This is a genomic window from Planktotalea sp. (genome assembly GCF_050633725.1).
Taxonomy (GTDB): Bacteria; Pseudomonadota; Alphaproteobacteria; order Rhodobacterales; family Rhodobacteraceae; genus Planktotalea.
The window spans coordinates 15501-29812 of sequence record NZ_JBOEHB010000005.1; the positions used below are offsets into that span (position 1 = coordinate 15501).

Sequence of the window (14312 nt, forward strand, 5' to 3'; positions counted from 1 at the left end):
AGCGGGACGATGAATTATGGCCAATACGCCTCAAGCAAAAAAGCGCGCCCGTCAAAACGAAGCACGCTTTCAAGTAAACAAAGCGCGCCGTTCGCGCATCCGTACTTTCCTACGTAAAGTAGAAGAGGCGATTACATCCGGTGACAAAGAAGCGGCAACTGCTGCTCTGCGCGCAGCTCAGCCTGAAATGATGCGTGGCGTGACCAAAGGTGTTTTCCACAAGAACACAGTGGCGCGGAAGATGTCCCGCCTTTCCGCTCGCGTTAAAGCGATCGGCTAAGTCTAGCTTTTTAGCTAAACTCTATAGATTTGATGCTAAGCGCCGCCTGTATAGGGTCGGCGCTTTCGTCGTTTGTACGCTGCCGTATTGATTCTACCAATCAATGAGCCACAACGCCCGTCAACTCCACAAAATGTAAATTGTCAGGTTGTGGGACTTCTGCTGCAATTCTCCCGCCCTCTGAGATTCTTTTCAGCCAATCAATGAGTCAAGGCTAATGATCTGTTGCCGCCCTGCACAGCGACTTGCTAGCAAGGACAAGCGATTCACATCGCCTTGGGATAGTTTGAAAATCACTGCTTTAACGGCATCAAATTTCTGTTGAGTTTGATGGCAAGTTAACTGTGCGTTTCAGCCTGCCTAGAGGACGAGAAACACAATGCTGTGACGTTAGAGGGACCTAACTGAAACACCGCGTGTATCTTGGCTTGGTTTTGGCATCACTCAGCCAGATCTAAGCGATGCGGAGCGCTCGGAATCTGCTCCGAGCGAAAAAATCGCGTGGGACTGTGGGTAAGAAAGAAGATCTATGACGGACGACGATTGGGGACTGCTGCAAGATTTGCTTCGCGCATCGGTAGGCAAGAACAACTACACAAATTGGATCGCCCCGTTGTCATATGTTGGCTCAAAAGATGGCATAGCCAGCTTTAGCGTTCCGACCAATTTTCTTGGCAATTATGTCTCGCAAAACTTCGGCGATCTAATCGTATACCAAGCACAGCAGGCTGGTCACAAAATCCAACGTGTTCATTTCTCGGTTTTGAAGAACGCACCTTCAAGCGTGAGCAAGCCGCAAGTAAGCACGCAGCCCAAGCCAGCCCAAGCCCCTGCAAAAACGCAATCGGCGACGATTCCCGACGCCCTTACAAGCGCTCCACTGGATAACCGCTTCACCTTTGACAGCTTTGTCGTCGGCAAGCCAAACGAACTCGCACACGCTGCTGCGCGCCGTGTTGCCGAAGGTGGCCCTGTAACGTTCAATCCGCTGTTTCTGTATGGCGGCGTTGGCCTTGGCAAAACCCACCTGATGCACGCAATCGCGCATGAGCTGAAAACAACGCGCCCGGACCTGAAAGTTCTATATCTCTCCGCCGAGCAGTTTATGTACCGCTTTGTTCAGGCGCTACGTGAACGCAAAATGATGGACTTCAAAAGCCTCTTCCGAGCAGTTGACGTACTTATGGTCGATGACGTGCAATTCATTGGCGGCAAGGGCAGCACGCAAGAAGAGTTCTTCCATACCTTCAACGCGCTGGTCGATCAAAACAAACAAATCATCATTTCTGCTGACCGCGCTCCTGGCGAAATCAAAGATATGGAAGATCGTATCAAGTCCCGTTTGCAATGTGGCCTTGTTGTGGATCTGCACCCAACTGATTACGAACTGCGTTTGGGCATCTTGCAATCGAAAGTCGAAGTTCAGCGTGCGCAATACCCGACCCTTCAAATCGAAGAAGGGATTCTGGAATTCCTCGCCCATCGCATAAGCACCAACGTACGTGTTCTTGAAGGTGCGTTAACACGCCTCTTTGCCTTTGCGTCACTCGTAGGCCGCGACATTACGATGGATTTGACGGTTGATTGCCTGTCGGACGTGCTACGCGCATCTGAGCGCAAGATCACCATCGAAGAAATTCAGCGCCGAGTGTCAGAGCATTACAATATCCGCCTTTCCGAACTCATCGGTCCTAAGCGTGTACGCAATTTCGCCCGCCCCCGTCAGGTCGCTATGTACCTCAGCAAACAATTGACCAGTCGGTCTTTGCCAGAAATCGGGCGTCGATTTGGCGGCCGCGATCATACGACAGTCATGCATGGCGTTAAACGTATTGAAGAGCTGAAAATTCAAGACGGCCAGATCGCAGAAGACATCGAAATGCTACGTCGCTCGCTCGAAGAATAGGGCGCACGTAACACATAACGCCCTTCACGCGCGCCAATGCGTGAAAAGGGCTTGAGGGGCGCGTTTTTTCAGGTAACTTGGCGCTCCAGAATGTCTTTCAGGAGCGAGACACATGAAAATCAGCATCGAACGCGCAACGCTGCTAAAAGCCGTCTCGCACGCGCAATCTGTCGTCGAACGTCGGAACACAATTCCGATCCTTGCTAACGTGCTTATCGAAGCCGAAGGAAGCGACGTTCGCTTTCGAGCAACCGATCTAGACATTGAAGTTGTCGACAAAGTCGAAGCGATGGTTGAGCGCGCTGGCGCAACGACTGTTTCGGCGACCACCTTACACGAAATCGTCCGCAAGCTGCCTGATGGCGCACAAGTTACACTGAACGACGATGGTACGTCTGGCCGTCTAACCGTCGAAGCTGGCCGCTCCAATTTTTCTCTCGCCACGCTGCCAAAAGAAGACTTTCCGGTCATGGCAACGTCCGAATACACCGCAAACTTTTCTGTCGTGGCAAGCGTTTTGCGCCGTCTATTCGACAAGTCAAAATTCGCGATCTCAACCGAAGAAACCCGCTATTACCTCAACGGCGTTTACATGCACATATCTGACGCTGAGGGCGGCAAGGTGCTGCGCTGTGTGGCAACAGATGGCCACCGACTCGCTCGTATTGATGCAGACTTGCCAGAAAACGCATCAGACATGCCGGGCGTGATCGTTCCCCGCAAAACTGTTGGCGAATTGCGCAAGCTCTTGGACGAGGACGACATGGAAATTGCCGTGTCCGTATCTGAAACCAAGGTTCGTTTTGCGACGCCAGAGATCACTCTGACCTCAAAGGTCATCGACGGCACGTTTCCCGATTACACACGCGTCATTCCACAAGGCAACACGCGTAAGCTGGAAGTCGATGCCGCTGATTTCGCCAAAGCCGTTGACCGCGTTGCAACTGTTTCGTCTGAACGTTCGCGCGCCGTAAAGCTCTCGCTTGATGAGGACCGTTTGATACTATCCGTCAATGCCCCCGATAGCGGCGCTGCGGAAGAAGAATTGGCTGTGGCCTATGGCGACGAGCGTCTCGAAATTGGCTTCAACGCGAAATACCTTCTCGAAATCGCGAGTCAAGTGGACCGCGAGAACGCTGTGTTCCTGTTCAACTCGTCCGGCGATCCGACATTGATGCGCGAAGGCAACGACACAAGCGCTGTCTATGTCGTCATGCCGATGCGCGTTTAAGGGTCTCAATGACCTCGCTCGCACTCACCGAGCTGACGCTTTCTCATTTCCGCTCGCACAAGCTGGCCCGCATTTCCTGCGGGCCTTTGCCTGTTGCGATCTACGGACCCAATGGGGCGGGCAAGACCAATATTCTTGAAGCTGTCTCGCTCTTTTCCCCCGGCCGCGGAATGCGGCGCGCCAGCGCTGAAGATATGACGCGCCGCCCTGAGGCATTGGGTTGGAAAGTGACGGGTCTGCTGCAAGCGCAGGATCAAACCCACGAGATAGAACTTTGGAGCGAAAACGGCGCTGCGCGCAGTACCAAGGTCAACTCCAAGCCCGTCCCCCAAAACCGCCTTGCAGAACTGACGCGCGTGCTCTGGCTCATCCCCGCGATGGATCGTCTGTGGATTGAAGGGGCCGAAGGGCGTCGCCGCTTCCTTGATCGCATGGCGCTTTCGTTTTTCCCGAACCACGCCGAAGCCTCGCTCACCTACGAAAAGACCATGCGCGAGCGCAACAAACTGCTGAAAGAAAACGTGCGCGATCCGATGTGGTATGGCGTTCTGGAGGCCCGTCTCGCGGAAACAGGCGCTGTGATCCACGAGAACCGCGTTCAAACGTTGGCATTCCTCAGCGGTGCGCAGATGCAAGCCGAAACGGCCTTTCCTACTGCGGACCTTGAATTGATCCACGCCGAAGATGCCATGCCAGAGAATAGCGCTGATCTCAAAGACGCGTTCGAGGCCAGCCGTTTTCGCGATCTCGCTGCTGGGCGTACCTTGGTTGGCCCGCATCGCGCTGATCTATACGGCGTGTTCACCGCTAAAGGCGTGCCTGCCAAGGACTGCTCGACGGGTGAGCAAAAAGCGTTGCTCATCTCCCTTATCCTCGCAAACGCGCGCGCGCTTGCTGCTCAGATCGGAGCGCCGCCCATTTTACTGCTTGATGAAGTCGCTGCGCATCTCGATGCAACCCGCCGCGCTGCGCTTTATGAGGAGATCAGCGCACTTGGCGCACAAGCATGGATGACGGGCACTGGGGCAGAGCTTTTTGACAGTCTTTCCAGCCAATCCGTGCATCTGGAAGTCACTGAAACTAGTGGCATTAGCGAGACTGTAACAAAGCACCCGAACTAACCTATATCCAAAGCACAAAATATAGGCGCAACGCGTGACAACCCCCCCAAATATCCGTATAAAACCTACAAATAGATAGGGGAGTTTCGGATGTCCGAAACGGAGCAGAACAACGCCGAATATGGCGCGGATTCCATTAAAGTTCTCAAAGGCTTAGAAGCCGTGAGAAAACGTCCAGGCATGTATATCGGTGACACCGATGACGGCTCTGGTTTGCACCACATGGTGTATGAGGTCGTGGACAACGGAATTGACGAAGCGTTAGCTGGTCACGCGGACGCTGTGACCGTGAAAATTCACGCCGATTCCTCTGTTTCCGTACACGATAACGGACGCGGTATTCCTGTCGGCATCCATGAGGAAGAAGGCGTTTCCGCCGCTGAGGTCATCATGACCCAACTTCATGCGGGCGGTAAATTCGACAGCAATTCCTACAAGGTATCCGGCGGTCTGCACGGCGTTGGTGTTTCCGTAGTGAACGCTCTGTCGAATTGGCTGGAACTGCGCATTTGGCGTGATGGCAAAGAACACGTTGCTCGGTTTGAACATGGCGATACCGCTGAACATCTAAAGGTCGTCGGCGATGCCGAGGGAAAGACAGGCACCGAAGTTCGTTTTCTGGCCTCGACCGAGACGTTCTCCAACCTCGATTACGTTTTCGAAACGCTCGAAAAACGCCTGCGCGAGCTCGCCTTCCTAAACTCTGGCGTGCGCATTATCTTGATGGATGAACGCCCAGCCGAACCGCTGCGCACAGAACTTTATTATGACGGCGGCGTTAAGGAATTCGTCAAATACCTTGACCGTTCCAAATCCTCTATCATGCCTGAACCTGTCTACATGATCGGTGAAAAGGATGACATCGGTGTCGAGGTCGCGATGTGGTGGAACGACAGCTATCACGAGAACGTGCTACCCTTTACCAACAACATCCCCCAGCGCGATGGCGGCACCCATATGGCGGGTTTCCGCGGCGCGCTGACACGGACCATCAACAACTATGCACAAACCAGCGGCATCGCAAAACGTGAGAAAGTGAATTTCACAGGCGACGATGCGCGTGAAGGTCTTACTTGTGTTCTATCCGTCAAAGTACCTGATCCAAAGTTCAGCTCGCAGACGAAAGACAAATTGGTCTCTTCCGAAGTCCGCCCCGCTGTTGAAAGCCTCGTGAACGAAAAGCTGGCCGAATGGTTCGAAGAGAACCCCAATGAAGCCAAAATTATCGTCAGCAAAATCATTGAAGCGGCCCATGCCCGCGAAGCTGCACGTAAGGCGCGCGAGTTGACCCGTCGCAAGACCGCGATGGATGTGAACTTCCTTGCCGGTAAACTCAAAGATTGCTCCGAAAAAGACCCGTCCAAAACCGAAGTCTTTCTCGTCGAGGGTGATTCCGCTGGCGGCTCTGCTCAGACGGGGCGCGATCGTCAAACTCAGGCGATCCTACCGCTCAAAGGTAAGATTCTAAACGTGGAACGCGCGCGCTTTGACAAAATGCTGAACTCACAAGAGATCGGCAACCTGGTCATGGCCCTTGGCACAGGAATTGGGCGCGACGAGTTTAACATCGACAAGCTGCGCTATCATAAGATCGTCATCATGACGGATGCGGACGTCGACGGCGCGCATATTCGCACGCTTCTATTGACGTTCTTCTATCGCCAAATGCCTGAACTGATAGAAGGTGGCTTTGTCTACATCGCCCAGCCGCCGCTCTATAAAGTGTCGCGCGGCAAGTCCGAAGTATACCTGAAAGATCAAGCCGAGATGGACGATTACCTGATCGAACAAGGCATCGACGGCGCAATTTTGCGACAGGGCAACGGCGAAGAAATCAGCGGCCAGGATCTGCGACGCATCGTGGATGAAGCACGTCAGCTCAAGCGCGTACTTGATGCATTCCCAACCCATTACCCGCGCCACATTCTTGAACAAGCGGCTATCGCAGGAGCCTTCGTTCCAGGCGTTGTGGATAGCGATTTGCAGGGCACCGCTGATCGTGTTGCCGAGCGCTTAAACCTGATCGCACTGGAATATGAGCAAGGTTGGCAAGGCCGCATCACGCAAGACCACGGCATCCGCCTCGCCCGCATTCTACGCGGCGTTGAGGAAGTGCGCACGCTGGACGGCCCAATGCTGCGTTCAGGCGAAGCGCGCAAAACGGGCAGTTTCACAAAGAGCCTGCAAGACGTTTACAACATGCCGGCGACGCTCATGCGCAAGGATCGCAATCAAATGATCTTTGGCCCGCTTGATCTGCTTTCTGCCATTCTGCAAGAAGGCGAAAAAGGGCTAAGTCTACAGCGCTACAAGGGTCTTGGCGAAATGAACCCTGACCAACTTTGGGAAACCACACTTGATCCCGACGCACGTACATTGCTGCAAGTCAAAATTGGCGATGTGGCCGAGGCGGATGATCTCTTTACCAAACTGATGGGCGACGTCGTAGAGCCACGCCGCGAGTTCATTCAGCAAAATGCTTTGAATGTCGAGAACCTCGATTTTTAAAAGACAGTTTCTTTCAAACATGCACAGGGCCGATCAATAGATTGGCCCTTTTGCTTTAAAACCGAACGTAACGCATCTTTTAACCCAGTCGTTCGAGCGCTACATTTCAAACCAACAAGCAGGGATACGCATGGCACAGATTACTTTGGTGCGACACGGTCAGGCCAATTCGGGCAGCACGGATGAACACAGCTATGACAAGCTTAGCCCGCTTGGGCACGAACAAGCCGCGTGGCTGGGGGCACATTTGCGCGACACGCACCAAACGTTTGATAGTGTCTATTCTGGGACGCTGCGCAGGCACGTTGAAACTGCTAGTGGCATGCAGGCCGAACAATACGCCCCAGTCAAAAACGATCCTCGATTGAATGAATTGGCCTATTTCGATCTATCCGTTGCGTATGAAGCATATAGCAAGGAACCTCTTCCTACGACACGTGAAGGATTTGTGCTCCATATGCCTCGGCTGTTCACAGCTTGGCAAGAGGATCGCCTCAAAGACATTCCAGAGAGCTTTGCTGCATTTGAAGACCGTGTGAACGCCGCTCTCGAAGATATAGCAGCCCGCTCCGATCGCGCGCTGGTTGTCACATCTGGAGGCCTCATTGGAATGGTAACGCGTCAGATTTTGGATTTAGATCTGCAAGGTTATGCACGCATGTGCCTGTCGATCATGAACACCTCGACCCACCGCGTAACCCGCATCGGCGAAACCCTTGCATTGACGCAATTCAACAACATTGCCCATCTCGAAGAGACAGGGCGCCATCATGCCCAAACTCATATTTAGAAAGCCGTTTGAATGACACATCTGTGGGTGCGCGCAGAGCAGCGCGAGAACGAAGAGCGCGTTGGATTAACGCCAGCCGGCGCGCAGGCACTGATCAATGCAGGCTTCCGCGTCAGCGTTGAAGAAAGCTCTGTTCGCGCCATTGGAATCGACGGATACAAAGATGCTGGATGCGAAATCGTCTCAGAAAACAGTTGGCCAAACGCGCCCAAAGACGCAATCATCTTTGGCCTTAAAGAGCTTCCTGAGGACGGCACACCGCTAGAACACCGGCACATTATGTTTGGCCATGCCTATAAAGGGCAACCATCGGGCCGTGTGCTGTTGGATCGATTCAAGGCGGGTGGCGGAACGCTCTATGACCTAGAATATCTAGTCGACGAGATCGGTCGCCGCGTTGCCGCTTTTGGCTATTGGGCAGGTTACGCAGGCGCAGCCGTTGCCATGCGCTGCTGGATCGCACAACAACAAGGTTCCGTTGCCGGACCCGTCGATGTTTTCAATAGCGCCGATGCGCTACTGGTCGATCTTAAGGCCCATCTAAATGTGCTGGAAAAGGAAACGCCCAGCGCGCTCATCATTGGGGCATTAGGGCGCGTCGGTACAGGTGCCGCCGATCTTCTCGAAGCGATTCAAGTGCCAGTCACAAAATGGGATATAGACCAAACCGCACGCGGTGGACCGTTCCCAGAAGTGCTAACGCATGAGGTGTTCCTAAATTGCATCCTTGCACGGCCAGGCACGCCAGTGTTTGTGCCACAATCTGCGATGACCGCGCAGCGTAAACTATCAGTCATCGGAGACATCGCATGTGACCCTGACAGCGATTTTTCCCCGATCAAAGTCTACGACAGAACGACGACATGGGCGTCGCCAGCCTCGCGGGTTCATGACGCGCCGCCCCTGGATGTGACCGCAATTGACAACTTGCCTTCCATGCTTCCGCTTGAAAGCTCAGAAGACTATGCAGGTCAGCTTTTGCCGTCTCTGCTCGAACTAGGTGCTTTGAATGCTGGGGTTTGGGCGCGTGCGGAGCAAACGTTCCAAGACAATATCTAACTGCAATTCCCTACATAAGCTCGTTTTCAAGCTCCATCGCAGACACATTTAGCGCTTCCAAAGCGGTCTCCAAATGGTCTGAAAGATGCGGTGTCCCTAGCAAATAGCTTGCTGTGGGCGTGCTTGCCTCTGCAAATGCCATTTTAATCGCTTCGCCGAGATCTTCGATCTCATAGCTTCCGCGTCCGACCCACATAAGCGCTACCAATTCAGCCTGCTCATCCTCGCTTAAACGATCAACAAAGGCGATAAACTCTCCTTTTGCACGATCCAATTCACGAGCTAAAACAATAACTTGTGCGACTTTCGTTGTGCTGATCTCCATATCACTCTCCAACTTTTTAGGTTGGGTTTAGAATGACATACCTGTGAAGGTCGTCTTTGATCTGGCGCAATGCCAATAGTTAGACCTTCGGTGCACTCAATGGCACGATCTTGCTATCTGACTCAGGCGCCAATTCTTCGAAGTCAAAGTTATCTAGCCGCCGCGCGCGGCGCCCTGCTTTATCCGCACTGATTTTGATGTCCGAAATATCTTTTGCGGCCTGCCCAAAATGGCGATCTAGGTTTTCAACCCGCGTGCCAAGCCGCTCAACATCCGCAAACAATAGCCCCAACTCTCGCCTGATAGCGCCAGCTTGTTCCTGCATTCGAGCGTCTTTGAGGATAGCGCGCATAGTGTTTAGCGTTGCCATACAGGTGGTTGGCGAAACGATCCAAACTCGCGCAGCGAAACCTTCGCGCACCAATTCTGGGAAGTTGGCGTGTAGCTCTGCATAGACCGCCTCTGACGGTAGGAACATGAGCGCCCCATCTGCGGTCTCGCCGTCAAGAATATACTTCTCCGAAATCGCTTTGATATGCGCCTTTACCGCTGCGCGCATCATGCGCGCCGCGTCATTAAGTTGCTGTTGCGTTTCAGAATTGCGCAGCGCCTCATAAGCTTCCAAAGGGAACTTGCTATCTACGACAATCGGACCCGGTGGATTGGGTAGATGGATCAAACAATCCGCGCGCTTTCCGTTAGACAAGGTTGCTTGCCATGTATAGCTATCTGCCGGTAACGCCTTGGAAACAATGTCTTTCAATTGAATTTCGCCAAAGGCACCGCGCGTCTGTTTGTTGCTCAAAATATCTTGAAGGCTAAGAACGTCGCCAGAAAGTTTGGTAATGTTGTCCTGCGCTTTGTCGATCGCTTGCAGTCTTTGTTGCAACTCTCCGAGGCTCTGGGCAGTGCGCCGCGCAGAGCCTTGAAGGTTCTCATTCATAGTTCCGCTCACTTGCGACAGTCTTTGCTCCATCAGTTGCAACATATTGGCTTGGGACGCGGCCTGCGCTTCAGAGACGTGATTGAGGCCGCCAGCAAGTTGCTGTTGCCCGTCCGAAATTGACTGAACGCGCTGACCCAGCATGCCCATTTGATGCGAGAGCGGCTCAGCCAAGCGCGCACTACGTCCAGCCGCTCGCATAACGACGATAAGCATGACAAAGATCAGTAAAAATGCTGCGATTCCTGCAATCACAGCCAAAACGAACGGGTCTTCAAAATCTATCGTCATCAGGTCCGTCCAAACAGTCGCTCAATGTCAGCGAGCTTTAGTTCCACATACGTCGGGCGCCCATGATTGCATTGCCCAGAGTGCGGCGTTGCCTCCATTTCTCGCAGAAGTGCGTTCATTTCTTCGCCCCGCATTCGACGCCCTGAACGAATCGAACCATGACAGGCGACACGACTTAGAATTGCCTCCACCTTAGCTTGCACCAGTTGGCTTTCGCTTTGATCGGCCAGCTCGTCAAGAATATCCAAAAGCATCGCTTTCGCGTTTACTTCGCCCAAAATGGCAGGCGTTTCACGCACAGCAATGGCGCTACCTCCGAAAGGCTCGATGCCAAGCCCAAAGCGGGATAGCTCATCAGAAATATCCATGAGGCGCGCGCAATCTCCAACGGACAGCTCGACGATCTCAGGGATCAATAGTGCCTGCGCCGCGACGCCATTCTCGGCCATTTGTTTTTTCAGTTTCTCATACACGAGCCGCTCATGCGCAGCATGCTGATCAACGATCACCATACCATCTGCGGTTTGTGCAATGATGTAATTTTCGTGCACTTGTCCGCGCGCTGCGCCGAGTGGGAACTGCTCAACAGGCATATCTGGCGCTGCGGGCTCGACCACATCAACGCGGCCAAACACGCCTGCTGTTTCTGCAAATCCGGGCGCTTGCGCTTCAAAGCTTGATCGCAAAGCACCCTGCGAAGGTCGCTCCATTTGATAAATTCGCGCTGGTCCGCTTGGTTCGGGCCGCATAGCCCCCAAAGTCGCACCTGCAACAGTTGACGAGGCGCGATGCCCCGCTTCGGCCAAGGCGTGCCTTAAGGCTGAAACAATCAACCCGCGCGCCATTCCTGGATCACGAAAACGGACTTCGGACTTCGCCGGATGCACGTTCACATCGACCAAATGCGGATCACAATCTAGGAACAAGGCCGCCGCAGGATGACGATCCCGCGACAGGAAATCAAAATACGCCCCACGCAACGCGCCAACCAGCAACTTGTCCCGAACGGGACGTCCATTGACGAACAAATATTGCGCGATTGCAGAACCTCGGGAATAGGTCGGCAAAGCTGCAAACCCCGTTAGATGCAATCCTTCGCGCTCTGCCTCAATGCGCAGTGCGTTTTCCGCAAACTCGGTGCCAAGAATGCGTGACAATCGCCCATGAAGCGCATCAAACAAATCGCCACTTTCAGCGTCAGCGCGAAAGCTTACGCGTCCTTCGCCGCCACCAGAAACATCGCGCAACGTGAACCCGATGAATGGCTCAGCCATTGCAAGGCGTTTGACAACATCGGTGATCGCCTGCGCCTCTGCGCGGTCAGTGCGCATAAACTTCAAACGGGCGGGTGTTGCGTAGAATAAATCGCGCAATTCAACAACAGTGCCCTGCGAAAGAGCAGCTGGCTTAACCGCGCTCATTGCGCCGCCCGAAACCGCAATTTCAAAAGCATCGTGCCCGCTCGCACGCGATGTAATCGTTAACCTTCCAACAGCGCCGAGCGAAGGCAGTGCTTCGCCGCGGAAGCCAAAGGTGTGGATATTTAACAGATCAGATCCATCAATCTTCGACGTCGCATGGCGCGATAGCGCGAGCGGCAATGACTCTGGTGTAATTCCGCATCCATCATCGACAACACGGATCAATGTTTTTCCGCCATCCGCATAAGCGACTTCTATTCGCTTTGCACCGGCATCAATGGCATTTTCGACCAGCTCTTTAACTGCGGAGGCCGGGCGCTCAACCACTTCACCCGCTGCGATACGGTTAATCGCAGCATCGTCCAATTGCCTAATTATTGGCTGGGTATCGCTTATTTGGGGGGCAGCATCATTCATGCCGCAACACTTAGCATATGCTAACGCGATTCTGCCACGCACCTTACAACAAATAAGGCCCGGGCATTTCTGCCCGAGCCTCGCTTCATGAAATTCTTAGAATTTAGCTACGGCCAAACTCTGGGTAGGCTTCCATACCAAGCTCGGACATGTCCAAACCTGTGATCTCATCTTCTTCGCTAACACGGATACCCATGATCGCTTTGAGGATGAACCATACCACACCAGACGCTACGAAGGTAAAGATACCAACTACAACGATGGAATAAAGCTGCGTGCCAAGGCTCGCGTCGCCGTTTGTAAGAACTACCGCGATTGTGCCCCAGATACCTGCGAAGAGGTGAACAGGGATCGCACCAACAACGTCGTCGATCTTCAGCTTGTCGAGGAAAGGTACACCGAAGACAACGATTACGCCGCCGATACCACCGATAAGTGTCGCCATACCAAGGGAAGGTGTGAGCGGCTCAGCAGTGATGGAAACAAGACCAGCAAGTGCGCCGTTCAGAACCATCGTAAGGTCAGGTTTCTTGTACATTACCTGCGTCAGGATCAGAGCAACAATTGCACCGCCTGCAGCAGCAGCGTTTGTGTTAGAGAAGATGCGGGATACGTCTGCGATGTCGCCAACTGAACCCATTGCCAGCTGTGAGCCACCGTTAAAGCCGAACCAACCCATCCACAGGATAAACGTACCCAGTGTTGCAAGTGCAAGGTTTGAACCTGGCATCGGAACAGTGCGGCCATCTTTGTATTTGCCGATACGTGGTCCAAGGATCAACGCGCCAGCCAAAGCTGCCCAGCCACCTACAGAGTGAACAACTGTAGAACCCGCGAAATCAAGGAAACCCGCTTCGTCAAGGAAACCACCGCCCCATTTCCAAGATGCTTGGAATGGATAGATAACGCCTGTCAGGATGACAACGAAGACAAGGAAAGGCCAAAGCTTGATGCGCTCAGCAAGTGCACCAGAAACGATAGATGCTGTCGCCGCACAGAACATCAACTGGAAGAAGAAGTCAGAACCGGTGGAGGCATATTCGCCGTCATCTGCACCAGCAAGATCGATGCCAACAGCTTCGAGAACACCAGGACCAAAGACACCAGAAAGCACACCTTCAACAGCCCAGCTGCCGAGCGGGTACATTAGGTTATAGCCAAATGCCCAATATGCGATTGTCGCGAGAGAAAAGAGAGCGACGTTTTTTGTCATTTGCATTGTTACGTTCTTGGAACGAACCAAGCCACCTTCGAGCATCGCGAAACCAGCCGCCATGAAGAAAACGAGGAAGCCACCGATCAAGAACAAGAGCGTGTTCATGATCCAGACCATCTCTGCCGAGACGGCAGCGGCGTCTTGCGCCAAAGCAGCAACAGGCATCGCTGAGATGACCGCCGCGGTTATAAGAAGTTTAGTTTTTGTCATTTCCGTATCCTTCAATTCGCGCGATTTAAATCGCGTCGCCATTGGTCTCGCCTGTTCGCACGCGTACCGCTTGGGCCACGTCCAGAACAAAAATCTTGCCGTCACCGATTTTCCCGGTCCGCGCAGTATTTGTGATCGTTTCGACCGCTTGATCCGCCATTGCAGCGCTCACAACGAGTTCAAGCTTCACTTTGGGTACAAAGTTCACTGCGTATTCAGCGCCGCGATAGATCTCTGTGTGACCTGACTGCGCTCCGAAGCCTTTGATTTCCGTGACCATCAAGCCGCGAACGCCGATATCTGTGAGCGCTTCACGCACGTCCTCGAGCTTGAAAGGTTTGATCGTTGCTATGATGAGTTTCACCTGAAGTGCCTTTCGTTGGAATGAGGGAAAGCACCCTCGTGTTTGCACCTGCAGAAAAACGTTTCGATCGAGAGTATGGAAGGCAAGCGCCGAATTTCGGAGCAGTTCGGCAGTGGCGATGATCAAAAAACAGGCATGCGCGCCAAAGCGCCTAAAATTTGCGCTCAATGATGTTTGTACTGCATCGAAACGCCCCTAAACTTCCTCTTAGGTTCCCTTTAAGGTACTAA

At 53.2% G+C, this 14312-nt stretch carries 12 protein-coding genes; 7 read left to right on the plus strand and 5 right to left on the minus strand.

Translation table 11 applies throughout. The annotated features are described in order from the left end of the window. The first annotated feature begins 16 nt into the window (after positions 1-16). The 7 genes from rpsT (at position 17) to ACRBCU_RS06295 (ending at position 8895) form a co-directional block, all read left to right on the plus strand. Entirely contained in the window at positions 17-280 is a 264-nt protein-coding gene (gene rpsT, locus ACRBCU_RS06265) for a 30S ribosomal protein S20 (protein WP_431364522.1), read from the plus strand. 529 nt (positions 281-809) lie between these two features. Next, complete coding sequence (dnaA, locus tag ACRBCU_RS06270; protein WP_431364523.1) at positions 810-2186, plus strand: chromosomal replication initiator protein DnaA; 1377 nt, start codon at positions 810-812, stop codon at positions 2184-2186. A gap of 112 nt (positions 2187-2298) precedes the next feature. Further along, a complete protein-coding gene (gene dnaN / locus ACRBCU_RS06275; RefSeq protein ID WP_431364524.1) occupies positions 2299-3417 on the plus strand; it encodes a DNA polymerase III subunit beta in 1119 nt (372 codons plus the stop codon). Positions 3418-3425: 8 nt separating this feature from the next. Further along, entirely contained in the window at positions 3426-4538 is a 1113-nt protein-coding gene (gene recF / locus ACRBCU_RS06280) for a DNA replication/repair protein RecF (RefSeq protein ID WP_431364525.1), read from the plus strand. A 90-nt stretch (positions 4539-4628) separates the two neighbouring features. After that, positions 4629-7046 carry a DNA topoisomerase (ATP-hydrolyzing) subunit B gene (gyrB, locus tag ACRBCU_RS06285; protein ID WP_431364526.1) on the plus strand — a complete coding sequence of 806 codons (2418 nt, stop codon included), beginning with the start codon at positions 4629-4631 and terminating at the stop codon, positions 7044-7046. Positions 7047-7176: 130 nt separating this feature from the next. Beyond that, the gene (locus ACRBCU_RS06290) at positions 7177-7836 is read left to right on the plus strand and encodes a histidine phosphatase family protein (RefSeq protein WP_431364527.1); all 660 of its coding nucleotides are present in this window, start codon (positions 7177-7179) and stop codon (positions 7834-7836) included. A gap of 12 nt (positions 7837-7848) precedes the next feature. After that, a complete protein-coding gene (locus ACRBCU_RS06295; RefSeq protein ID WP_431364528.1) occupies positions 7849-8895 on the plus strand; it encodes a saccharopine dehydrogenase in 1047 nt (348 codons plus the stop codon). A 10-nt stretch (positions 8896-8905) separates the two neighbouring features. Here the strand turns inward: ACRBCU_RS06295 and ACRBCU_RS06300 are convergent, their stop codons facing one another. From ACRBCU_RS06300 to ACRBCU_RS06320, 5 genes are all read right to left on the minus strand, one after another. Further along, on the minus strand, positions 8906-9220 hold the full coding sequence (locus tag ACRBCU_RS06300; protein ID WP_431364529.1) for a DUF3775 domain-containing protein: 315 nt from the start codon (positions 9218-9220) through the stop codon (positions 8906-8908). A 79-nt stretch (positions 9221-9299) separates the two neighbouring features. Beyond that, a complete protein-coding gene (locus ACRBCU_RS06305; RefSeq protein ID WP_431364530.1) occupies positions 9300-10454 on the minus strand; it encodes a DNA recombination protein RmuC in 1155 nt (384 codons plus the stop codon). After that, positions 10454-12292 (minus strand): DNA mismatch repair endonuclease MutL, encoded by a 1839-nt coding sequence (gene mutL / locus ACRBCU_RS06310; RefSeq protein ID WP_431364531.1) that lies wholly within the window; start codon positions 12290-12292, stop codon positions 10454-10456. The genes ACRBCU_RS06305 and mutL overlap by 1 nt, the downstream gene beginning before the upstream one ends. 103 nt (positions 12293-12395) lie before the next feature. Next, a complete protein-coding gene (locus ACRBCU_RS06315; protein ID WP_431364532.1) occupies positions 12396-13718 on the minus strand; it encodes an ammonium transporter in 1323 nt (440 codons plus the stop codon). Between the two features lie 25 nt (positions 13719-13743). Then, on the minus strand, positions 13744-14082 hold the full coding sequence (locus ACRBCU_RS06320) for a P-II family nitrogen regulator (RefSeq protein ID WP_431364533.1): 339 nt from the start codon (positions 14080-14082) through the stop codon (positions 13744-13746). Positions 14083-14312: the final 230 nt, after the last annotated feature.

Excerpts from the sequence above, each read along its gene's own strand:
- rpsT (WP_431364522.1), top strand. The coding sequence starts at position 17 with ATGGCCAATACGCCTCAAGCAAAAAAGCGCGCCCGTCAAAACGAAGCA.
- dnaA (WP_431364523.1), top strand. The coding sequence starts at position 810 with ATGACGGACGACGATTGGGGACTGCTGCAAGATTTGCTTCGCGCATCG.
- dnaN (WP_431364524.1), top strand. The coding sequence starts at position 2,299 with ATGAAAATCAGCATCGAACGCGCAACGCTGCTAAAAGCCGTCTCGCAC.
- recF (WP_431364525.1), top strand. The coding sequence starts at position 3,426 with ATGACCTCGCTCGCACTCACCGAGCTGACGCTTTCTCATTTCCGCTCG.
- gyrB (WP_431364526.1), top strand. The coding sequence starts at position 4,629 with ATGTCCGAAACGGAGCAGAACAACGCCGAATATGGCGCGGATTCCATT.
- ACRBCU_RS06290 (WP_431364527.1), top strand. The coding sequence starts at position 7,177 with ATGGCACAGATTACTTTGGTGCGACACGGTCAGGCCAATTCGGGCAGC.
- ACRBCU_RS06295 (WP_431364528.1), top strand. The coding sequence starts at position 7,849 with ATGACACATCTGTGGGTGCGCGCAGAGCAGCGCGAGAACGAAGAGCGC.
- ACRBCU_RS06300 (WP_431364529.1), bottom strand. The coding sequence starts at position 9,220 with ATGGAGATCAGCACAACGAAAGTCGCACAAGTTATTGTTTTAGCTCGT.
- ACRBCU_RS06305 (WP_431364530.1), bottom strand. The coding sequence starts at position 10,454 with ATGACGATAGATTTTGAAGACCCGTTCGTTTTGGCTGTGATTGCAGGA.
- mutL (WP_431364531.1), bottom strand. The coding sequence starts at position 12,292 with ATGAATGATGCTGCCCCCCAAATAAGCGATACCCAGCCAATAATTAGG.
- ACRBCU_RS06315 (WP_431364532.1), bottom strand. The coding sequence starts at position 13,718 with ATGACAAAAACTAAACTTCTTATAACCGCGGCGGTCATCTCAGCGATG.